This is a genomic window from Desulfocurvibacter africanus subsp. africanus DSM 2603 (genome assembly GCF_000422545.1).
Classification (GTDB): Bacteria; Desulfobacterota; Desulfovibrionia; order Desulfovibrionales; family Desulfovibrionaceae; genus Desulfocurvibacter; species Desulfocurvibacter africanus.
Map to the genome: position 1 here is coordinate 42,927 of NZ_KE383873.1, position 21,170 is coordinate 64,096.

A 21,170-nucleotide genomic window follows, 5' to 3' on the forward strand; every position below is an offset into this window, starting at 1 on the left:
CCTCCTCGGATGCTTGCCGGACGCGGACATATCCGGTCCGGAGCCGCAAGCATAGCCGACTTGTGCAGGAAGGGAAGGCCTTGGGCCTGTCGAAGTGTTTTTAGCGGCGGATCAGGCCGTGCTTTTTGAGCTTGTATTGCAGGGTGCGCCGGCTGATGCCCAGGGCGTCGGCGGTGCGCTCGCGGTGACCGTCATGCGCCTCCAGCGCCTGGACCAGGGCTTGGCGCTCGGCTTCGTCCAAGGATGAATCGAACGGTCCGGCGAGTACCGGAGAGTGTTCCGGCGAATCCTGGAGCGCACGCGTTTCGCGCTCCACGAGGACCTCGCGGTCAAGGCTGGCCTCGCGCACATGGGCCGGCAGCAGGTCGGGCGTGAGCACGTCGGCACGGGCCAGGATGAGCGCTCGCTCCAGCACATTCTCCAATTCGCGCACGTTGCCCGGCCAATCATGGCCGGAGAGCGCTTCCAGGAAATCGGGCGAGACCGTGCGCACTTCCTTGCGGTTCTTGCGGCCCAGCTTGCGCAAAAGATAGCTGGTCAGTATGGGCAGATCCTCCAGCCGCTCGCGCAGGGGGGGGATGCGCAGCTCCAGGACATTGAGCCGAAAGAAGAGATCCTCGCGAAAGCGGCCCTCGCGCACCTCCTGCCGCAGGTCGCGATTGGTGGCCGCGATGATGCGCACATCCGTCTCCACGGAACGCACCGAGCCCAGGGGCTCCACCACGCGTTCCTGGATGGCGCGCAGGAGCTTGGGCTGCAACTGCAGGGGCAGCTCCCCGATTTCGTCCAGGAAGAGCGTGCCGCCTTGAGCTAGTTGAAAGCGCCCCGGCTTGTCCTTGACCGCGCCGGTGAACGCGCCGCGTACGTAGCCGAACAGCTCGCTTTCCAGTAAATCCGCGGGCAGGGCCGCGCAGTTGACCTTGACCAGCGGGCCGTTCTTGCGGCCGCTCAAGGCGTGCAGCCGCTCGGCCACGAGTTCCTTGCCCGTGCCCGACTCACCCAGGATGAGCACCGTGGCCTCGCTGGGTGCCACCTGCTCGATAAGCTCTTCCAGCCGGCGCATGGCCGGGCCTTGGCCGATGATCTCCGGCCCGCTCTGGATCTCCCCGCGCAGCCGCTCGTTCTCGCGCAACAGCTGGCCGTACTGCCAGGCCTTGTCCAGCACGGCTTCCAGCTCGTCGTTGTCTGCAGGTTTGGTCAGGTAGTCGTAAGCGCCTTTCTTCATGGCTTCCACGGCCGAGCCCACGCTGCCGAAGGCGGTGAGCATCACCACGGGCAGGCCCGGCCTCAGTTCGCGCAGAGAGCGCAGGATGGCCAGTCCGTCCATGTCCGGCAGGCGCATGTCCAGGAGCACCACATCGGGAGCGGGCCCGGAGCGCAGGATGCGCAGGGCCGAGCCGCCGTCGGCCGCCTCGGCTACGCGCCAGCCGTTGTCTTCCAGCACGGCCCGGACCATGAGCCTGTGGCCCGGTTCGTCGTCCACCACGAGGACGCTTCGTTCATCCTGGATCTCGTCGCCTTGCGCAGTCGTCATGCCCTTTCTCCGCGTTGACTGCGGCGGAGCATCCGCCGCTTACCTCGTTTACCCTCTTGTCCCGCGAAACGGAACAGCCAAGCGCCGCTGCGGGTCTCGACGCATCATGACCAGACGAGCGCCATTTAGCGCGACGTGGCGCTCACTTCTGAAGCTACTACTGATTACAAAACATTTCGTTAGCTGAAACATTGCAGGTAAAGATTTATCTCCAAACAGTCGATTAAAGTAACACAGACCACTTTCATCGAGATGACGGGCGCGAATGCTGCTTGCCGCACTGGCCGTGCCATGTGCGCGCACAGCAGAGTTGCATCGGTTCGTGCCTTCACCCTTGCTCCACGGATGGAGTCGATCATGCATCGCATCAGTTCTCGTGCATTGCGGTTGGCCGTCGGCGCGGCACTTTCGGGCGTGCTTGCGTTGCCCAGCACGGCCCTGGCTTTGGACACCTTTTTCGTAGGCCCGCGCGCCATGGGCATGGCCGGAGCCAATGTGGCCTCGGTGACGGATACCACGGCCCAGTATTACAACCCCGCGGCATTTGGCTTCTTCGGCATGGTCGGCAGCGAGATGGACAAGAAGGGGAAGACCGTGGAAAAGCGGCTGACCTCCGACAACAACAACGTCGGCCGCAAGGACTGGGGCTGGGATGTCGTCTCTGCCGGCGGCGGCATACGCGCGCATAACGACCTTGGCGACATCATCAACGACCTCGCGGGCGTCGACCTTGATGAAATCGAGAACGGCGTGCAGACCAAGGACGAACTGGACGATCTCATTCTTCTGGCTAACAAGCTGGAACTCCTCGAGAACCCTGGCAACGGCCTGACCGCCAGCGTAAACGGTGGCACGGCCCTGCGCGCCGGCAGCTTTTGTCTTGGCGTGCGCGGTTACGGCCAGGGTGCCGTGCATGTGCTTGGCGATATCGACACGACGAACCTGGGCATCGAAGCCACCGATATGACCGACCTGAGTGGCCAGATCGTGTCCGCAGCGAACTCCGCGGGCTACAGCACTGACCCTGGGCAGGTCAGCTTGCTTACGGCGGATCAGGTCACCATTCTGACAAACGCAGGCTTCACTCCCGCAGCCATTGCGGCCATCGACAGTGCGGCGCAGGAGCAGGGCATCACGCAACAAGACATCGCTCCCCTGGTCTCCACCATGGAGGACGTTGCCCAGGCCACCAGTTCTTCAAGCGGAAGCCTTGATGACAACCAGACCACGGTGCTCGTGTCGGGCTTCGGCCTGGCCGAGGTCCCTCTATCCTTCGGCTACGCCTTCAACGAATACATCTCCGTGGGCGGCAACATCAAGGCCATGATGGGCCGCGTATACGCCACCGAGGTGCGTGTTTTCGATTCGGAGACCGAGGAGATCTTCTCGGAGGCGGAGGAGAGCTACGAGGAGTCCATGAACTTCGGCGTGGATCTGGGCGTCATGGGCCGCGTGCGCTGGTTCCAGGCCGGCATCGTGGGCCGCAATCTCAACTCGCCCAAGTTCAAGGGCCCGGAGATCACCCGCAGGGACGGCACGGTGGTCCAGTTCGAGGACGTGACCGTCAAACCCCAATTCGCGGCTGGTTTGGCTTTAATTCCCTTCGAGACGTTCACCATAGAGGCCGACATCGACCTGAACAAGAACGAGACCGCTCTGGAAGGCTATGAGACGCAGTTCGTGCGCGTGGGCGCCGAATGGGACATCCTCCGTTTCCTGGCCCTGCGCGGTGGATTCTACACCAACCTGGCCGAGGACGACATCGGCATAGTCTACACCGCGGGCCTTGGCCTCAATCTCTGGGCCGTACGCCTGGACGTGGGCGGCGCTTTCTCTGCTAAGACGATGGAATATGACGGCAATGACATCCCTAAGGAGATGCAGCTCGTGGCCGGCCTGAGCATCGACTTCTAACCACGTTTCATCTTCGCTCGGGTAGCTAGGCTGCCTGGCGGAACAGCGCACAATGCAAGAGGCCCCGGAAGTGATTCCGGGGCCTCTTGTCATAGTTATATTCTTGCACGCTACGGCTACTCTCCAAAGATGCGCTCCAATCTCTCCAGGTCGTTGACTACCAGGAACGAGCCGCCGCCTTGCTCTACACGGGCACGCCACTCTTCCAGCCTCTGCTGGTACTTGCGCGGGTCGATCTGATCGTTGCGCAGCTTGGTCACATTGAGGGCCACCACGCGGATGCCAGCCAGATCCATAGGAAAGTCGCGCTCATAGCCTGGCTTAAGCTCCTCCTGCATGTCGGAGAAAACGAGGATGGTCTTGCGCCCCGCGCCGGTTTCGTCGATGAACTCGGCGGCCTGAAGTATTCCGCCGGTGATGTCCGTGTACGGGCTCCCGTTCAGGTTGACCACGGCGGCGCGCAAGGCGCTCAGAAAAGCCCGCTTCTGGTCGTTGACGGTGGAGGGCCTGCTATCAAAGGTCACCTTGGCCAACAGGTCCTTTTCGCTGAAGCTGGCCGTGTCGATGCGACCCACGGCCAGCGAGTCGCCCGGCTGCAGCCTGGCCAACAGCCAGTGGACGATTGCCTGGGCCTTGTCCAACTCTTGTTGATAAGTGCCGGAGGTGTCCAGGAGCATGTAGATAGCCTGGGCATGGCTGGTGGTGTCAGGGCAGCCGGTTAAAGCCACGGCGGCCAACAGCGTTGCAGCCAATACCGCAAGTCGGATCGGCCTCAGGCCAAATCGGGCGAGGCGGCGCATGAACAAGGGGGGGCGGATGATTGCGCGCATGCTGTTCCTCTCAGGCCGATTTGGTAGCGCCGTCGCTGTCGGTCAGACTTGGGGCGCCGCATGTCTCAAACACGTCATGCTGATCATCGCCCTCGCTGATAGATGCGGGGACTGCCGGCTCAATTCGTACGTATCTGGATTCCTTGCACACAAGCAGGCGGCATTCGATCCAGAGCGGGAAGAAGATGAGCACGTCGTACAACGCAACCGTGAGCTTGCCCAGGGTCAGGCACAGGCTGCCCAGAACCCGCAGCAGCCAGGCCGTGATCTGCACCAGGCCAAGCAGGATCATGCCTGTCACGGTGCGGGCCGAGTGTATGAACGACTCCAGGGGAATGGCCACGAAGGTCAAGGCGAAGGGCAGGATGAAGCCGAGCACCATCTGGCCCGCTGTGGGTATCCAGGCGTAGGCGCCAGTGCGTACCAGGTGTTCCGCGCCGGACAGGGTCTGGCGCAGAGCCTCGTTATCCGCCGCGATGCGGTCGCGCATGAAGGCCAGGGCCGACTCCACTCCGGCCAAAGTCAGCAGGAGGGCGAAGGCGATCCAGCCTAGGCGCCTGCGCATGCGATCGTCCATCATGGTGATGAGCGGGAAAAGCCTGGTGATGCGCAGGGCCTCCATGAGGAACAGGCCCATGGCCGCTTCCACGAGGATGATGACCATGGCCGCGACGTTGGAGGTCTTGAACGGCCCAAGGTAGCTGCCGCCGCCCACCATCTCGGACATGGGCAGGGCGATTAGATTGAAGTTGATGACCGCGCCGCCCATGGCGATGAGCAGCACCAGGAGCGAAATGAAGAACTGGGTCATGGCTGAGGATGACAGCTTGTGCAGACTCTTGTCCGACTGGCGGCGAATCTGCTCGTACTCTTCCATCCGGCGATCCGCCATGGCCGCCCGCTCGGGCAAACCTGCCACGGTCCGGCCTACGTCACGCAAGTATCCCGAGAGTTCCCGCCAGCGCGGAGCCATGCGGTGCAACAGGGCGTGCCGGCGTGCGCTCTGCTTGCGGTAGTCGTCCAGGACTTCCTTCTGCTGGCGCTTGAGGGTCTTGTGGATCTCGCCCAGCACGTTCCCGGCCATGCGGTCCTTGGCGCAATCCTCTAGTCCGGCAACGGTTTCCACGGCCTTGATCCAGGCCGTGGGAGCTGGCGGGACATCAACGGTGGACTGATAATCCACGTCCACGCGTTCGACCAAGTCCGCAATTTTGCGTTGCAGAGCCGGAAATCCAGCCAAGTCGCGAGACAAGATGGTCTGGATGCGCTGGAACTCGCGCTCCAGTTCGGTTTCCGCCTCCAACTCGCCCCGTGCCAGGAGCACATCGCGGTTGCGCTGGCGCAGCAGGGCCTCCGTGGACTTCACGGCGCGTGCGCTCAGGCGCAAAGCATTGTGCGCCACGCGGCTGGCGCTGATAATGGCATGCTGGGCGGGGTGCCGTCCGAAATACAGGGCGACCATGAGCAGGGCCGCGCCGACGAGCAGGCTTATGGCGGTGTAGTCTTGCAGGAAGTTCATGCTATCATCCTCCAACAAGTGTCTTACAAAACCCATGCCGTTACGGCAGGTTGCAGCAATTCCCTCGTAAACCATAAGTTACAGGTCCGAACGCGTTTTCCAATCCACCAATGCTGGAAGATCTTCTGCCAATATGGGAACAAGAAGAACCAAATATTGCTCACGCTCCAGCGGAGACATTCGTTTGGTACATCAATTACGATGATTAAGTGCTCGCAGTGGCAGCCAAGTCATGACGCGCTTTGGCAGGCTCACTAGAGCAGATTGCTTTTAAGACGCCCGCTCCGGCGTTGACGGCGCAAGTGAATTGCGCCTGCGCCTACGTAGCGGCAAGCCATGCCGACGCATGGCTCGCAGAGCATTTTCAAAAGCAAAATGCTCTAAACCGCCTATTGCGAGAAACCATATTGAAGATGGATGCGGCTTTAAAGGCAGGGTTTATAGCAAGCTATAATGAACCGCGGACCTGGGCGTGTCTTATTCGAGAATGGTCCGGCAGGTGAGGAGGGCAAAACCTGCCCCATTCCTTGTGCTGGATGCTCTAACTTTGGCCCAGGGCGCGGCCCTTTAAAGCCTCGCGCACGGAGCGCAGCAACTCTTCGCGGCCAAAGGGCTTGGGCAGGAAACCGGTCATGCCGGCATCCATGATGTTGCTGCGGTCTCCTTCCAGAGCATAGGCCGTGACCGCCACCACAGGCAGGTCGCGTGGGGTGTTTCCTGCCTGACCGGAACGAATGCGGTTCAGGGCCTCCAGTCCATCCATGAGCGGCATCTGGATGTCCATGAGCACCAGATCCACATGTTCTCTGGCCAGCAAATCCAAGGCTTCCTGGCCGTCGCAGGCCTCCAGCACGCGCAAACCCTCGCGCTCCAGGAGATGGCGCACCATGAGCCGGTTGGTGGCCTCGTCCTCGGCATGCAGCACCGTGGTCCTCTCGGGCATGGCCAACCCCAGTGGTTTGGTCGACTTCTTGGTTGCGGGTTGTATCGCGCGGGGCAAGCTGATCGTGAAGTGGAACAGGCTGCCACGGCCGACGGAGCTCTCGGCCTCGATGCGCCCGCCCAGCTTGCTCACGATGTGCTTGGCTATGGCCAATCCCAAGCCTGCGCCTCCGTAGCGCTTGGTCAGATAGTTCTCGCCCAGGTTGAAGCCCTCGAAAACCTCAGCCAGCTTGTCATTGGGGATGCCGATGCCCGTGTCGGAAACAAGGAATGTGACGGGCAAGGCCGCACCGTCCTGTCTATCCTTCTCGGCCAGGCGCACCTCCAACCGTACCGAGCCCGACTCCGTGAACTTGACCGCGTTGTCCAGGAGGTTGATGAGCACTTGCTTGAGGCGCAATTCGTCTCCCAGGAATTGGCCGGATAGGGCCGGGTCCACGCTGGCCGAGAAATCCAAGCCCTTGAGCCGCGCGCGCACGGAGAAGAAGCGCGCGACCGAATCCACTGCTTCGGCCAGGCCGAAGGGTCGACTGATGGGTTCGAAGCGCTTACGCTCAAGGGTGGACAGCTCCAGCAGGTCGTTCACGAGCCCTAGCAGATCATGGGCCGAGGCGCGAGCCAGCTCCAGAAAATTGCGCTCCTCCGGTTCCGAGCGGGATATGAGCAGCAGCTCGATCATGCCCACGATGCCGTTCAGGGGCGTGCGCAGTTCGTGGCTCATGTTGGCCAGGAACTGGGACTTGGCCCTGTCGGCAACTTCGGCTTTCTGGCGGGCCTGTACAAGCTCTTGTTCGGCTTTCTTGCGCTCGGTGATGTCCAGCGAGAAGCCGCCCACACCCTCCACCAGACCTGACTCGTTGAGAACCGGAAACAGGATGGTGTCGAAGCAGCGCAGGACGCCGCCCAGATAAAGCTTGTCTTCAATGCGCAGCGGCTTGCCAGATTCAGCAACCTGCCGCATGTACTCGAGGAAAGACCGAGCTTTCTCCTCACCGAAAATCTCGCTCACGTGACGGCCCACCACATCCACATAGCGCTGGCCCATCAGCGATTCCCAATCTGGATTGACCAGGCTTAGGCGGCCGTCAAGGTCGGTGATGTGCAACGGGCACGGAATGTTATCCAGGAAGCTCCACAGGAAGGTGTGCAGCTTGCGGTAGCGGACTTCCTTCTCCAGGTAGTCGGTCAGGTCCGTCACGATAACGTGCAGCAGATCCTTGCGGCACAGGCGGATGGGGCTGGCGATGATTTCCACGTCGCGCGGAGCGCCCTCGCGGGCCATGTGCCGCGAGATAATGCGCTGTGCGGACTTTGCATGGGACAGGGCCAATTCGGATGGGGGCTGGCCATTTTTGGGTACGGTCAGGTCCAGGAGCTTGCTGCCGGCTATATCGTTTCGGCCGTAGAAGTCTCGGGCGCTGGCATTGGCCTCCACGATGGCCAAGGTCCCCGGGTCCACCAGCAGCATTGGGTTCAGATTGCTGCCAAACAGGCCCTGGTAAACACGGACTTGTTCCTCGATGGATCGCCTATAACCGCATACCAGCCTGTAGAGCACCAGAGTGGTGATGACCACGAACAGCAGGCCCTTGACCGTTTGCAGTCCCTGGGGTGGATGGTCCGCGTATAAATGAGAGAGTATGCTGTCGGAAACGAAAATCCAGGCTCCAGCCAGCAGAAAGTAGAGCAGGACGACTCGCAGGATGCCCGCATCAAGGGACATGGAAAGAGACAGCAGTTTGCGCATCGTTTACAAAGCCAGCTATAGGTCAAGACAGTGTTTGATAACTGCTCAACGATGTGGACCCTTGCGGGTTCTGTATATTGGCTTTGTAGACCCTGCTTTGGGAAAGCACAAGGAAAAATGGTCGCGCGCAGGTTATGCACCGGAAAGACGCCAGGCGGTTGCGTCTTCTCGGCACATTCGCCCCGGCAGGAAGCTTGGCTTTGTGCCGATTCCAGGCAGGTTTTAGATCCGGTTCTGGAAGATGTTGTCTAGAGCAGATTGCTTTTAAGACGCCCGCTCCGGCGTTGACGGCGCAAGTGAATTGCGCCTACGCCGAAGCTAGCGACAAGCCATGCCGACGCATGGCTTGCAGAGCATTTTCAAAAGCAAAATGCTCTAAATTAGGCCGGAGGCAGAAAGACGCGCACAACAGCGCCTCGACCTTCCTCGCTTTCGATCTCCAGATGGCCGCCGTGATCCTGCACGAGCTTGTGGGCAATGGCCAATCCCAAGCCCGTGCCTTGGGCGCGGGTTGTGAAGAACGGCTCCAGGGCATGCTCACGGGCATCGGGACTGAAGCCGCGGCCGTTGTCGGCCACGGATAGAAGTATGTCGTTCCCGGCGGGCTCCGCAGTTACGGTTACCTGGCCTCCGGTTGCGGGCAGTGCGGCCAGGCTGTTCATGATAAGGTTGAGCAGAACCTGCTTGAGGCCGTCGGAATCGGCGTGCACGCTCGGCGTGCGGGCTTCGAAACGCAGTTCGGCCCCGGCTTTCGCGGCCTCGCCCTCCAGCAGTCGTCGCAGATCCTCGAACAGGGCCGTCGTATCCACATCCTGGGGAGTCAAGCTCTGGGGCCTGGCCAGGAAAAGCATGTCGGTAATGACTTTGTTCAGCCGGTCGGCCTCTCGGACCATGGTCCGGGCGTATTCCTCGTCTGGCTGAACGCCCTGCAGTTTTTTGAGGAAGAATTGCGCGAAACCGCGCAGGGCCGAGAGCGGATTGCGTATCTCATGGGCCACGCCGGCGGCCAGCCGACCCACGGCGGCCAGCTTCTCGGCCTCGGCCAGGCTGCGTTCCAGGGCCTTGAGCCGCGTGCGGTCGCGCACGAGCACCAGGCTGGAACCTGGGCCATCGTCCGCTTCGCCCACTGACCGCCGTAGTACTTCCAAGCGCTTGCTTCCCAGTTCGGTTTCGGCCCAGGCTTCGCCACCGTTTTCCTCATTGATCGCTTGCCCCAAGGGCAGCCAGTCAAGAGTTGAACCCACGAGCGTGCCTGGCGCGCGCTCCAGAATGGCGTGAGCCGCCGGGTTGGCCGCGCGCACGACGCCCTGGCCGTCGAGGCTCAACAAGCCGTCGGGCATGTCGTCCAGCAGGCGGGCGTGGAAACGCTGCAGGGCCTGATAAGCCCGAGACTGCTCGCGTCGGCGAAGATAATAGGTGAAGAAGGCCAGGAATCCGGCAGCCGCGGCCAGTATGAAACCGGTCTGGTATATGGCCGTGCGCTGGAACTCGTTGTATAAGCCCAGGTATTCCTCCACGCCCAGGCCCATGACCAGGTACAGCACGGAAGGCCGTCGCCCGCCGGTCATGGGCTGTCCGTCAGGAGAACGCTCAAAGCCTCGGGACTCGGGCAGGTCGTGATCCTGCATGCCTTGGCAGAAACGGGCCACGGCTGGTCTGGCACGTTGTGCCAGATACAGCACGCGCTCGCCGTTCTGCACCTGCAACGAGTACCAGAGACCCGTCTCGCGCAGCCCGCGCAATCCTTCGGCCGATAATGCAAAGGCCCTGCCGGCTTCAGGTGAGGATGAGATGATAATGTCGCCGCTTGTATCGAGCAGGCCAAGAAAGCGTACATCGCTGTCTTGGGTCAATTCAGTCAGTAGATCAGCGGTAAGGGAAGGAAGCGGTTCGTCCATGGATCCGTGAAAGCCGCGTCGTCGCATGGAATCTGGCCCCATGCGGCGCAGGGAGCCTTGCAGATGGGCCTGCGTGGAGCGCAACACTACCTGGGCCGAGAGGAGCATGTGCCGCATGACCAGCTCTCGCTGCTGGCGCACGCTGTTCCAGGTGGCCAGAATGAGACTCGCGGCCACGATGCCCGTGGCTGCGATGGCCACCAGCAGGGGCAGTCTCCGGCTCTGGGTGACGCTGATCTCCATGGGCACCTCTTTCTTCCTGGCGCGTAGGCTGCGGTCTTGTCCTCGCGGCGGAACTGGTCACGGCCAAGCGCTAGCGGCTTTCCGCCTATCACATCTTTCTATTTATCCAGGCCCTTTTCCGCTTGGCCGGAGAGCGCCGGCAATGCGTTGGCGCGGAAGGAGGCCGTCCTCCCTCCGCGCGCTTTGTCACAGAGACGCTGGCTTGTCTATATGGCGGAGGCGGAGGGAGCCTTCTGCATGCGGCCGCCCAGGACGGCGGGGTCATGCATCATTTGCTTGCCGTTCATCATGCCCATACCGTGCTTCATGCCTTTGCCGCCCATCATGCCCTGGCTGCCCATCATGCCGCAACCACCCATGCGGCCCATGCCCATGCCGATCTGCGGGAGGCCTTCCTTCTTGAGGGCCGCGTTAAGGGCCTCGCGCTCGGCGTACTGCTTGGCACGCAGAGTCTTGAGTTCGGCCACGAGTTGGCTGATGCGCTCGGGCTTGGTGTTCGGGTTGGCGGAAAGAGCGTTCAGTTCGGTCTGTTTGGCCCACATGTCCTCGCGCACGGCATGGGTCTTCTTCTGGTGCTCGGACATGATCTTGTCGAACTTGGCCTGCTGCTCCGGCGTCAGGGCCGGGGCCTGGACCTGGGCCTTTCCAGCATCGGTGGCGGAGCCGTGATCGTGCGTAGCGGTTTGGGCCAGAGCCAACGAAGCGGAAAGCAGGACAGCCATGCCTGTGAGAGCGAAAATGCGCAGCGACTTGCAATTCATGAGTATCTCTCCATATCAAGGGGGTTTTACAATTCGGACTTGCTGCCTATAGAGCAGAGTCTGTGCCAGTAGTTAAAACTCAATTAATACAGTATGTTGCCTTCATGGTGCGAGCCCAAGGCCTTTGTTACGACCAGTTATGTGCAACAGACTGCACCTTGTGCAGCAAGTGCTCCGATATTGTGTAAGGTATGTTGCACATGTGCAGCACTGTTCTATTAGCGGATGCTCACTTCGGCCTGCCGCGCCATGCGGCCGTAACCGCCCGATCATCAAATTGACAAGCAGGGGTAAAGGAAGTAGCAGCAATCCCAACATGACGCTCAGGGATACAACGATGCGCGAACGGGTGCTGGCAGCCCTTGACATGATCCGTCCGGTCCTGCGAGCCGACGGCGGGGATGTCGAGCTCGTCGAGGTTACCGACACCGGTGTGGTCAAGGTCCGCCTGCGTGGCGCTTGCCAGTGCTGCACCATGTCCAGGATGACCCTCAAGAATGGCATCGAGCGCACCATCCTCAAGGAAATCCCTGGCCTCACGTCCGTAGAGTCCGTTTGACGCGGGCATGACCGAACGATTGATAAAGGCGGGTCGGCCCGCCTTTTTTCATGGCCCGGTCGCCCGGATATCTTGTAAGAGGTAGACATGAAACGCATGGTCACCCGCTTCGCGCCCAGCCCCACGGGCTACCTGCACGTGGGCGGCGCCCGCACGGCGATATTCAACTGGCTGCTGGCCAGGCACAATCAAGGCCGCTTCATTCTGCGCATCGAAGATACTGATCGCGAGCGCTCCACGCCCGAGGCCACGCAGGCCATCCTGGACGGCATGTCCTGGCTGGGCTTGGACTGGGACGAGTTGCACTACCAGAGCCAGCGCGCGGAACTGCACAACGAGTACATCGATCGCATGGTCGCCTCGGGTCATGCCTACTGGTGTTCGTGCACGCCCCAGCAGGTGGACGCCATGCGCGAGAAGGCTACCGCCGAGGGTCGCAAGCCCAAGTACGACCTCACCTGCCGCGAACGCGGCCTTGGCCCCGGACCGGGCCGTTGCGTGCGCCTCAAGGCCCCGCTCGTCGGCTCCACTGGCTGGACCGATCTGGTCAAGGGCCACATAGCCTTCCCTAATGAGGAACTGGACGACCTCGTGCTGCGTCGATCCGACGGTTCGCCGATCTACAACGTGGCCGTGGTTGTCGACGACATCACCATGGGCGTGACCACCATCATCCGCGGTGATGACCACGTGTCCAACACGCCCAAGCAGATTCTCATCTACCAGGCCCTGGGGGCGGAGATGCCCGAGTTCGGCCATGTGCCCATGATCCTGGGCCCGGACAAGAAGAAGCTCTCCAAGCGCCACGGCGCGACCAGCGTGGTGCAGTACCAGGACGAGGGCTACCTGCCCGAAGCCATGGTCAACTACCTGCTGCGCTTGGGCTGGTCCCTGGGCGACAAGGAGATCTTCTCCCGTCAGGAGATGGTCGAGCTGTTCACGACCGCCAACCTTGGCTCTTCGCCTGCGGTCTTCGATCAGAAGAAGCTCAACGCCCTCAACGCGCACTACATCAAGGAGTCCGCGCCGGAGAGACTGGCCGGACTGCTGTTGCCGTTCTTCGCGGCCAAGAACCTGGCGGCCGACGCGGCCTACGTGGCCAGGATCGTGCCCATGTTTCAGCCCCGCGCCCAGACCCTGAAGGAGATGGCCGACAAGGCCGAGTTCTTCCTGCTGGACGACGCCGCTCTGGAGTACGACCAAGCCGCGGTGCAAAAGTTCATCACCGAGGCAACCAAGCCGCACCTGGCCGCTATCCGCGAGGGCTTGGCCGGCTTGCCCGACTTCAGCGAGAGCGCCGTGGAAGAGCTGCTGAACGCCTATGTGGCCGAGAAGGGCGTCTCCTTCAAAGACATCGCCCAGCCCCTGCGCGTGGCCTTGACCGGCAAGACCGCCTCGCCCGGCTTGCACGAGACCATCGCCGCCCTGGGCCGCGACAAGGTCCTGAACAGGCTGGAGCAAGCCCTGAAGCTGTAATCGAGGCCGAGCGCCGTCAGTCCTGGCGGCTTGAAGCAATGAACAAACCCCACCGGGTCAGAGCCGGTGGGGTTTTTACTTTTTATCTGTCACACCAACGCTGGAGGCCCGCTATCCAGGCCGCTGAAAAACCCGCTTGCTTCCCCACCATACCAGCGTACAGGATTCGCCTTCTCGTCGAGCACGTGGCGTGCACGTGTCACGCAAACGACGCGTACGCAGGTTCATCAGCAGAGGGCATTCGCGCATGGTCTATCAGGGCTCCCATCTTCCAGGCATTTCTCTCGCCGCCGCGGCGGCCGCCATCTGGGGCGTCTCCTTCGTCATTCCCTCCTTGCTGATGGAGTGGTCGCCGCTGGAGATCACCCTTAGCCGCTATTTCGTCTATGGCCTTGTGTCATCGGCGGTTTTCATGCGCTACCGCAAGCAGTTCGCGCCACTCACCCGTCGGGAATGGCTGCGCGCCGCCAGCCTGGCCTTTACGGGCTTCTTCATGGCTTACTTGCTGCTCACGGCCTCGATTCAGGAGATCGGGCCGGCGGTGCCAACCCTGCTCATGGGCGCGACGCCGGTCTGCGTGGCCCTGTTCGGCAATCTCATCCGCCGCGAGTTCCCCTTCACCCGGCTTATGCCACCCCTCTCGGTTATCTTTATAGGTCTGCTGGTGGTCAATCTCGACCGCTACGGCTTGTCCGTGGAATCCGGAACTGTCGCTGCCGGCAGGGTAGGGGGCATGGCCCTGGGCCTGCTGGAAGCCCTGGCCTCCTTGGCCGTGCTGACCTGGTACTTCGTGGACAATCTCGTCTTCCTGCGCAGCCATCCGCACATCTCGCCCGTGCAATGGTCCTGCGCATTGGGCCTGTTGTTGGGCCTCATGTCCCTGACCTGTCTGCCCCTGGCTCTGTTGGCCGGCTCCGGGATCGAGATCGCCGGGCGCGCGCTTCTGCCGTTCGTTATGGCCAGCCTCGTGCTCGGCATCGGTTCCTCCTGGCTTGGCGGCATCCTGTGGAACCGGGCGTGCGGCTTGCTGCCCGGCTCGCTGGCCGGGCAGATGATCGTCTTCTGGCCCATATCCGGTTTGGTGCTGACGTATCTCGTGGAGTCGCGCCTGCCCACCCCGGCCGAGGCCCTGGGGGCGGCCATGGCCCTGGGGGGCGTGTTTCTGGGTGTGCGCGCCACAAGTCGGCCTGTCGCTGTCCGGCATGAGCCTGCCTGAGTTCGTGATTCGGTAACGAACAGGCCTGCAGCGTATCCGGCCTTGTTGCTCAGCAAGTTGTCTGCGTCTTGGAATGATACGCCGCGTATGGTTTCGGTGGTTTTCTTTGACTGTCAGAGCTGCATGTCCTAGTTTTCACATGCGAGGCCAAACCGGCAGGAACGTTTGCTGGTTGCACGTCGAGGCCTGGGCGGCTACAAGTGCCCTTGGCTGCCGATCCAGGCGCCTTTTTCCACGAAAAACAACGCGACTTCTCACGGATAAGGAGGACCGGATGGCTCAGCCCATCAAGCAGGCCGTCGATCTGTGCAAAACCATCATGCGCAACGGCTTTGACGCATATGTCATCAACGCGGGCCTGCAGCAGACGCTGTTTGCCGAAGACCGGCCCAGCGAAGTGGACATCGCCACGGATATGCCTTTGGAAGAGCTCAGCCGCCTTTTTCCAAATTGCGGCGCAAGCCAGGAAGGCGGCGTGACGGGCATCTTGGTCCAGGATGACACGACCTTCCGCTTCTATGCTGGCGGCGACGAGGAAGCCGGCCATCCGGAAACCGCGGTGCTCAAGATAACCCCGAGCATCATCCGGCGCATGGACGGGCAGGGCCTGACCATGAACTTGACCTGCGCATACACTCCGTCCAACGGCGGCTCCTATGCGGGCTTCGAGGATTTTTCCGCCGGCGAGCTCAAGTTCTCCGGGCTGCCCGACGAAACCCTGCGCCATAACTACCTGCTCGGCATCCGCGCCCTGCGCTTTGCCGCCAACTATCAGCTGAAGATCGAGCACAATTCCTGGTTGGCCATAGTTCGCGGAGCCCGGCGCATCCTGGATTACGTCTCAGTCACCGATCTCATGGACGAGTTCAGCAAGGTCGAGGCCGAGAACTTGTGGTTGTTCTTCAAGCTGCTCTTCGATTCCATGATCCTGCATGGACTCATCCCCGAGGTGGCTGCCTTGTCGCGGATCACGCAAGCCAAAACCGACGCGGGGCAGACCGAGGACGTCTTCGCCCACACCCTGGAGGTCATGCGCCGCTACCCCGAGGAGCTGCCCTATGACTGGTTCGGCACCCTGGCCTGCCTGTTCCACGACGTGGGCAAGCTCTACACGGCCGAGCACTTCGAGGGAAAGTGGAACTTCTACCAGCACCACAAGATCGGGGCCAAGGTCACGCGCAAGATCCTCAAACGGCTGCGCATGGACCCCGAGGACATCGACCTCATCTGCCACCTCGTGCGCCAGCACATGCGTTTCCACTTCATGCTCACGGACCGGGGCATCAGGCGCTTCAAGGCTTTGGACGAGTATCCTCGGCTTATCGAGATTGCCCGCGCGGACATTAAGGCTCGGGGGGGCAACTACACGTACTTCAATCATAATATGAAGTACCTGGAGCGCGCCGACGTACCGGAGGACATGCTGGAGCCGTTGCTCAACGGTCGCGAGATCATGGAGCATACGGGCCTCAAGCCCGGCCCTGCCGTGGGCCTCATCCGCGACGAACTCCTGAAGGCTCAGATATCCGGCGAAGTGGCCGACACGGCTAGCGCCATTGCCTACGTCAAACAGTATAAGGACCGCGAGATGCTTAGCTGATACGCGTCACTGCTTTCATTATTTGAATTTTGCGGGGGCGGCCAAAGGCCGCCCCTTCTATTTTAGCCAAGTTGCAAATTCATGTCAGATATATGAAGGAAAAAATAGTTGCATTCCTCGTTCAGGAGGGTAATAAACCAACATAATAAGATGTATTTGGTATTGAACCCATATGATTTGAAGCCGGGAAGATGGCATGAACAATCTGACAATCAACGGTTCGCATACGGAAGAGGACGTCTATACAACCTCTCCGGCATACATCCAGATCACGCGGGGGATATTTGATCGTCTGCCAAAGTTCAAGCTGCCGTTTCCCTTGCACGCCAGCTACGACGACACGCTTAAGCCCGTTTTCGGTTCGAGGGCGAGCGATCGTCTCACCCGCGAGCAGTACGAGGTTCTGAGCCGGATGTGCAGCCAGGGCATGTTGTTTCTCTCCAGGCGGGACATTGGCGCATACAAGGACCTGTTGGTGGAGAACCTGGACCTCGCAGCGGGCGATCCTTGCCTGAGCGGGCTCGAGCGGGCCGATATTCTCTCCCGAGGCATCACGGCCAAGGCCGGCGCCTTCCTTGAGCAACCCTCGCCAGCAACGCTGGAGGCCGTGCACGCCGGAGTTCTGGCGCTCACCGGCTGCCTGCATGCTGACCGCGCCGCCATAAATCCTTTCTTCCAACTGGATGGCGATCAGGGCCTGCCCTGGCACGGCTTCAAGACCATGATCTTCGGCCTGGCCGCTTTCCAGAAGATCTACGAGGGTCGACAAGGCCGTCGTCATCTGGACGATCTGGCTCTGGGACTGCTGCTGCATGACGCGGGCATGACACGCATCCCCGGTTTCGTGGTCAAGAAGCCCACTTCTCTGCAGATCCTGGAGTTCGAGAAGGTCAAACGCCACCCGGCCATGGGCGTCGAAATCCTGCGGGCTGCCGGCATCCAGAGCGTGGACACCCTCAATTGCGTGGCTCAGCATCACGAACGCCTGGACGGCAGCGGCTATCCCCAGCGCTGTAAAAGCGGCGAGATCACGGTTCTCGGGCGCATCGCCGCCGTGGCCGACTCCCTGGCGGCCATGACCACCGACCGACCGCACGCCAAGGCTCGGGGCCTTGCGGAATGTCTGCACGAGTTGGCCCGCGATCGCCGTCGCTATGACAATACGGTGGCCAAGGCCCTGCTCGTATTCGTGCTCACCGAGCTGAGTTAGCCGGTCTAGGGACGTCCTGCGGCTCCTTCTGTGCAGGTATTCCGGAAGGCCTTCTGTCTCTTCCTCTTGTCACGGCCTTGGCGTATAGAAATCCTTCGCCGCGCCGACGCGCAAAGTATTCGCCACCGACCAACCGGCCGCCACGGCCCCGGAGCTTGCCCATGCGTTTCGCCACCCGCATGCAGACCGCCCAGCGTTCGTTCATCCGCGAAATTCTCAAGGTCACGGCCGACCCTCAGATCATCTCTCTTGCCGGCGGTTTGCCCAGCCCGGAACATTTCCCGTGCGCGGCCTTCGTTGAGGCGACCAGGGCCGAGTTGGGTGATGCAGGCCCCGCCTGCCTGCAGTATTCCACCACCGAGGGCCACCCGGAGCTGCGCGCTTTCATTGCCAAACGCTACGAGCGCTGGGGCCTGAATTTCTCTCCCGACGAAATTCTCATCACCACCGGCTCCCAGCAGGGCCTCGACCTGCTGGCCAAGGTCTTCCTGGATCCGGGCGATGCCGTGGTCGTGGAGCGCCCCGGCTACCTGGGCGCCATCCAGACGTTTTCGCTGTTCGGCGTGCGCTTCACGCCCGTGGAGCTGGAGGATGACGGTGTGGATACGGCGGCCCTGGAGCAAGTCCTGCGCGCCGAGCGCCCCAAGATCTACTACACCGTGCCCAATTTCCAGAACCCGTCGGGCGTGACCTTCAGTCAGGATAAGCGCGTGGCCGTGGCCGAGATCATGAACGGCCCAAGCGGCGAGGACACCGTGCTCATCGAGGACAATCCCTACGGAGAGCTGCGCTTCCTCGGCCAGGACCTGCCGCCCATCCGCAAGTTCATGCGCAAGCCGTCGGCCTTGCTGGGCTCCTTTTCCAAGATCGTGGCTCCCGGTCTGCGCATCGGCTGGATCGCCGCGGACAAGGAGGTCATCGAGCAGTGCGTGACCGTGAAGCAGGCCGCCGACCTGCACACCTCGACCTTTGCCCAGCGCGTGTTGGCCCGTTTTCTGCGCGATAATGACCTGGATGCGCACATCGAAAAAATTCGCAAGACCTACGGCGAGCGCCGCCAAGCCATGGTCGAGGCCATCCGCGAGCATTTCCCGTCCCAGGCCAAGGCCACCGAACCCGAGGGCGGCATGTTCCTGTGGATCACCTTGCCCGAGGGTTGCTCGTCGCTTGCCTTGTTCGATGCGGCTATTCAGGAAAAGGTCGCCTTCGTGCCCGGCGTGCCCTTCTACACCGACGGCAGTGGCGAACGGACCCTGCGGCTGAATTTTTCCAATGCCACGCCGGAAAGGATCACCGAAGGCATCAAAAGATTGGGCCGGGCGATCGGTCGGATGCTCGAAAGCTAGTTTTTGGGAGTCAAAAGCCAAGGCGACAGCCGACCGGAACACGGGGGGCTGCCGCCTTGGGAGTTGATTCGGCTAGATTTCCAGGCTTCTGTGGACCAGCCAGTTGTCCAGACGCCGGCTGATGGCTGACACCTTGTCCCTGAGCTTGGCGTATTTGGCTTGATCGGCCTTGAGGACATCCAGGTAAGGCAGATACCCTTCGATCGCATCCAGGCACTGCAGGCTTTCTTGGTACAGACGCTCGACCTTGTTCTTGTCCTTGCGGATATCCTCAATATGCAGCCTGTAGGTGGCGAAGGCGGTCTTCTGCTGCTCGGTGCCCTCCATGCGCGCGATATTCAGCAGCTCCTCGAAGGAGTATTCCGGATGCGACCGGCATTCCTCGAAAATCTCCCGAGGCAGCTTCTTCAGCTCCAGAATGCTCCTGACGTCCTCCACGGATACCCCCAGTACAGCAGCCAGCTGCTCCTTGGAGAAGCCGTACGCCAGAGCCTGGAGCACGGCTTCGGCGCGCCGGCAGGGGGTTAGATCCGGGCGCAGGAGGTCCTCCACTACCTCGGCCTCCAGGCTATCGCCCGTGCAGCATACGGCCGGTATAGTGGGCAGCCCTGCGGCCTTGGCTGCCCGGAGCCTGTCGACGCCGCCTATAATCTCTAGAGTGCCGTCTTGGCACACGCGGAAGGACACGGGCCGCAACGAGCCTTGCTCGCGGCAGTGCTCCAGGATGCTTTCCTGGAGCGCGAGGTCCGCGGGACAGGCTTCGTCGAGCTCGGGGCTGCATGCGAGCTCATCCATGGGGACATGGTACATCTCTCCACGTTTGAACCTGGCGCCACTTCCCATTACGCACCTCCCGTCCGGCTTGGCTGATGGGGTTTTGCCCCAGTCTACACCATTTCCGTTCCGCGAAGTCAATCGAAGCCGGTTCCGGTGCGTGCTAGCCGCCGCCAGCGTGCTGCTGAATTCCGCACCAGGCCTATCTAGTGAATATCTCGTGAATATGATCGCAAATTAACTTGTGGCCGGTGGAGACTCCGGGCAAAGTGGAATCGCTGCACACTTCCTGGAGGAACATATGGCTAACGAAAAAGATCAAGATACGGCCCTGAAACCGCTGCTGCCGCTCATCGGCGAGAAAGGCGTGCAGCGGATTATCGAATACCGCGGCTATCGCGACGGATGGGATAAGGGCCGCGGCCGATCGTTACAGTCCGCTTCTTTGCGCATGCTCGTGGAGCTTGCCGGCTATCTGCCAACGTTGCCCGTCATGCCTGATGTCGTGTTGACGCATGATGGCAACATATCCCTGGTCTTTACAGACCTCGCCGGCAAATCCGTGGAACTGGACCTGTTGCCGGACGGCTACTACCTGTACTCGGAAGGTCTCGACAACCTGGAACGGGAGTTCGACAAAGGCGAGCGCAAGGATCTGCTGGCGCTTTTACGGAAGCTGGTTTGATCTGACCGGCGATCCAGGACTCCCGGAACTGGCAGTTTCGGGTAACCCTGCCCGGAATCACTTGCGGGAACAGTGGCATCCAGATGCGCGGTTAGCGCCGGATAAAAATGCGCACTCATTGCTGAAGAGAGTGCGCTAATCGTCTTTCCGGGAGCGACCCTTTGGCTTGCCCAAGTCTTTGCAAACATTACTAAACAGGGAGAGGGGACTGCGCCCCTCTCCCTGGCTAACCTAGTCCCATGGCCTTCATGACTTTCTCGGCCGGTCGTCTCTCGGGCACGGTCTTGTGCTCGATCTTCCCTTCGTTCCATTCCTTGTTCACGTACAGGGCGCAAAAGCAGGCGCCGTACTCCGCGACATCGGGGTCACGGTAGACGCAGGGGCAGACGATGTCCCGGTCCTCTTCGAAGGTGCCGATGGCCAGGCGGCAGGGGCAGGACATGTAGCCGTAACGCTCCTTGTTGACCAACAGGTTTTCCAGGAGCGGCATGGTGTAGCTCATGTCCGCGTTGAACAGGTAGCCCTTGGCTTCCTGAATCGGCTTGAGCTTCTCGTAAAGCTGCTTGGCGTCCATGCCTAGGCTCCCAGGGCTGCCTGGAGTTCTTCCTTGTTGAAGCCCACCAGAACCTTACCCCCGACTACCATGGTCGGGAAGGACAGGGCCGGATTGTGCTTTTTGACCTCATCGACCGCCTGCTGGCGTTCCTCGCCCGCGAGCATATCCACATAGGTGCAGTCGTACTCGACGTTGTTGCTTTCCAGGTATTCCTTGGCCTTCTTGCAGTGGATGCAGGTGCTCAGGGCATAAATCTTCACCTTGGCGGGCATGGTGTGATCCTCCGGATTGTCTGGATTGGGGAAAAGCTAACTAGAGCCACAGTAATTCCCTTTGCCGAGGCTTCTGTCAAGCCGACCG

General features: G+C 61.3%; 17 protein-coding genes. 8 read left to right on the forward strand and 9 right to left on the reverse strand.

What is annotated here, in order from left to right; genetic code table 11:
- Window positions 1-100 precede the first annotated feature (100 nt).
- Complete coding sequence (locus H585_RS0117920; protein WP_034628448.1) at window positions 101-1,534, reverse strand: sigma-54-dependent transcriptional regulator; 1,434 nt, start codon at window positions 1,532-1,534, stop codon at window positions 101-103.
- Window positions 1,535-1,891: 357 nt separating this feature from the next.
- Here H585_RS0117920 and traF point away from each other — a divergent pair, with 357 nt between their 5' ends.
- On the forward strand, window positions 1,892-3,448 hold the full coding sequence (traF, locus tag H585_RS0117925) for a conjugal transfer protein TraF (protein ID WP_027368830.1): 1,557 nt from the start codon (window positions 1,892-1,894) through the stop codon (window positions 3,446-3,448).
- A 116-nt stretch (window positions 3,449-3,564) separates the two neighbouring features.
- On the opposite strand, the gene H585_RS0117930 is transcribed toward traF, so the two are convergent.
- From H585_RS0117930 to H585_RS0117950, 5 genes are all read right to left on the reverse strand, one after another.
- Window positions 3,565-4,278, reverse strand: coding sequence for a vWA domain-containing protein (locus H585_RS0117930; protein WP_034628450.1), 714 nt, complete (start codon window positions 4,276-4,278; stop codon window positions 3,565-3,567).
- Between the two features lie 10 nt (window positions 4,279-4,288).
- Complete coding sequence (locus H585_RS0117935; RefSeq protein ID WP_027368832.1) at window positions 4,289-5,797, reverse strand: hypothetical protein; 1,509 nt, start codon at window positions 5,795-5,797, stop codon at window positions 4,289-4,291.
- A gap of 541 nt (window positions 5,798-6,338) precedes the next feature.
- A complete protein-coding gene (locus tag H585_RS0117940; RefSeq protein ID WP_027368833.1) occupies window positions 6,339-8,486 on the reverse strand; it encodes a response regulator in 2,148 nt (715 codons plus the stop codon).
- A 380-nt stretch (window positions 8,487-8,866) separates the two neighbouring features.
- Window positions 8,867-10,627, reverse strand: a complete 1,761-nt coding sequence (locus tag H585_RS0117945) for a two-component system sensor histidine kinase NtrB (protein WP_027368834.1) — start codon at window positions 10,625-10,627, stop codon at window positions 8,867-8,869.
- A gap of 206 nt (window positions 10,628-10,833) precedes the next feature.
- Complete coding sequence (locus tag H585_RS0117950) at window positions 10,834-11,388, reverse strand: periplasmic heavy metal sensor (protein WP_027368835.1); 555 nt, start codon at window positions 11,386-11,388, stop codon at window positions 10,834-10,836.
- Window positions 11,389-11,725: 337 nt separating this feature from the next.
- Between H585_RS0117950 and H585_RS0117955 the strand changes: the two genes are divergently transcribed.
- The 6 genes from H585_RS0117955 to H585_RS0117980 all read left to right on the forward strand — a co-directional run bounded on the left by H585_RS0117955 (window position 11,726) and on the right by H585_RS0117980 (window position 18,795).
- On the forward strand, window positions 11,726-11,947 hold the full coding sequence (locus H585_RS0117955; protein WP_027368836.1) for a NifU family protein: 222 nt from the start codon (window positions 11,726-11,728) through the stop codon (window positions 11,945-11,947).
- A gap of 87 nt (window positions 11,948-12,034) precedes the next feature.
- The gene (gltX, locus tag H585_RS0117960) at window positions 12,035-13,423 is read left to right on the forward strand and encodes a glutamate--tRNA ligase (RefSeq protein ID WP_027368837.1); all 1,389 of its coding nucleotides are present in this window, start codon (window positions 12,035-12,037) and stop codon (window positions 13,421-13,423) included.
- A gap of 196 nt (window positions 13,424-13,619) precedes the next feature.
- Window positions 13,620-14,639, forward strand: coding sequence for a DMT family transporter (locus H585_RS0117965; protein ID WP_244432622.1), 1,020 nt, complete (start codon window positions 13,620-13,622; stop codon window positions 14,637-14,639).
- A 274-nt stretch (window positions 14,640-14,913) separates the two neighbouring features.
- Window positions 14,914-16,239: an HD domain-containing protein gene (locus tag H585_RS0117970; RefSeq protein WP_027368839.1), complete on the forward strand. Its 1,326-nt coding sequence runs from the start codon at window positions 14,914-14,916 to the stop codon at window positions 16,237-16,239.
- 196 nt (window positions 16,240-16,435) lie between these two features.
- Window positions 16,436-17,449 (forward strand): HD-GYP domain-containing protein, encoded by a 1,014-nt coding sequence (locus H585_RS0117975; RefSeq protein ID WP_027368840.1) that lies wholly within the window; start codon window positions 16,436-16,438, stop codon window positions 17,447-17,449.
- A gap of 161 nt (window positions 17,450-17,610) precedes the next feature.
- Window positions 17,611-18,795 carry an aminotransferase-like domain-containing protein gene (locus H585_RS0117980; protein WP_034628454.1) on the forward strand — a complete coding sequence of 395 codons (1,185 nt, stop codon included), beginning with the start codon at window positions 17,611-17,613 and terminating at the stop codon, window positions 18,793-18,795.
- Between the two features lie 72 nt (window positions 18,796-18,867).
- Here H585_RS0117980 and H585_RS0117985 read toward each other — a convergent pair whose 3' ends face one another.
- Window positions 18,868-19,638, reverse strand: a complete 771-nt coding sequence (locus tag H585_RS0117985; protein ID WP_027368842.1) for a ParB/RepB/Spo0J family partition protein — start codon at window positions 19,636-19,638, stop codon at window positions 18,868-18,870.
- Window positions 19,639-19,870: 232 nt separating this feature from the next.
- Between H585_RS0117985 and H585_RS0117990 the strand changes: the two genes are divergently transcribed.
- Complete coding sequence (locus H585_RS0117990; protein ID WP_027368843.1) at window positions 19,871-20,254, forward strand: hypothetical protein; 384 nt, start codon at window positions 19,871-19,873, stop codon at window positions 20,252-20,254.
- A gap of 226 nt (window positions 20,255-20,480) precedes the next feature.
- Here H585_RS0117990 and H585_RS0117995 read toward each other — a convergent pair whose 3' ends face one another.
- Window positions 20,481-20,828: a ferredoxin-thioredoxin reductase catalytic domain-containing protein gene (locus H585_RS0117995; RefSeq protein ID WP_005987126.1), complete on the reverse strand. Its 348-nt coding sequence runs from the start codon at window positions 20,826-20,828 to the stop codon at window positions 20,481-20,483.
- A gap of 2 nt (window positions 20,829-20,830) precedes the next feature.
- Complete coding sequence (locus tag H585_RS0118000) at window positions 20,831-21,082, reverse strand: glutaredoxin family protein (protein ID WP_014260404.1); 252 nt, start codon at window positions 21,080-21,082, stop codon at window positions 20,831-20,833.
- Window positions 21,083-21,170 lie beyond the last annotated feature (88 nt).

Bases quoted from the DNA above. Each gene is read 5' to 3' on its own strand.
- H585_RS0117920 (WP_034628448.1), bottom strand. From the start codon at position 1,534: ATGACGACTGCGCAAGGCGACGAGATCCAGGATGAACGAAGCGTCCTC.
- traF (WP_027368830.1), top strand. From the start codon at position 1,892: ATGCATCGCATCAGTTCTCGTGCATTGCGGTTGGCCGTCGGCGCGGCA.
- H585_RS0117930 (WP_034628450.1), bottom strand. From the start codon at position 4,278: ATGCGCGCAATCATCCGCCCCCCCTTGTTCATGCGCCGCCTCGCCCGA.
- H585_RS0117935 (WP_027368832.1), bottom strand. From the start codon at position 5,797: ATGAACTTCCTGCAAGACTACACCGCCATAAGCCTGCTCGTCGGCGCG.
- H585_RS0117940 (WP_027368833.1), bottom strand. From the start codon at position 8,486: ATGCGCAAACTGCTGTCTCTTTCCATGTCCCTTGATGCGGGCATCCTG.
- H585_RS0117945 (WP_027368834.1), bottom strand. From the start codon at position 10,627: ATGGAGATCAGCGTCACCCAGAGCCGGAGACTGCCCCTGCTGGTGGCC.
- H585_RS0117950 (WP_027368835.1), bottom strand. From the start codon at position 11,388: ATGAATTGCAAGTCGCTGCGCATTTTCGCTCTCACAGGCATGGCTGTC.
- H585_RS0117955 (WP_027368836.1), top strand. From the start codon at position 11,726: ATGCGCGAACGGGTGCTGGCAGCCCTTGACATGATCCGTCCGGTCCTG.
- gltX (WP_027368837.1), top strand. From the start codon at position 12,035: ATGAAACGCATGGTCACCCGCTTCGCGCCCAGCCCCACGGGCTACCTG.
- H585_RS0117970 (WP_027368839.1), top strand. From the start codon at position 14,914: ATGGCTCAGCCCATCAAGCAGGCCGTCGATCTGTGCAAAACCATCATG.
- H585_RS0117975 (WP_027368840.1), top strand. From the start codon at position 16,436: ATGAACAATCTGACAATCAACGGTTCGCATACGGAAGAGGACGTCTAT.
- H585_RS0117980 (WP_034628454.1), top strand. From the start codon at position 17,611: ATGCGTTTCGCCACCCGCATGCAGACCGCCCAGCGTTCGTTCATCCGC.
- H585_RS0117985 (WP_027368842.1), bottom strand. From the start codon at position 19,638: ATGGGAAGTGGCGCCAGGTTCAAACGTGGAGAGATGTACCATGTCCCC.
- H585_RS0117990 (WP_027368843.1), top strand. From the start codon at position 19,871: ATGGCTAACGAAAAAGATCAAGATACGGCCCTGAAACCGCTGCTGCCG.
- H585_RS0117995 (WP_005987126.1), bottom strand. From the start codon at position 20,828: ATGGACGCCAAGCAGCTTTACGAGAAGCTCAAGCCGATTCAGGAAGCC.
- H585_RS0118000 (WP_014260404.1), bottom strand. From the start codon at position 21,082: ATGCCCGCCAAGGTGAAGATTTATGCCCTGAGCACCTGCATCCACTGC.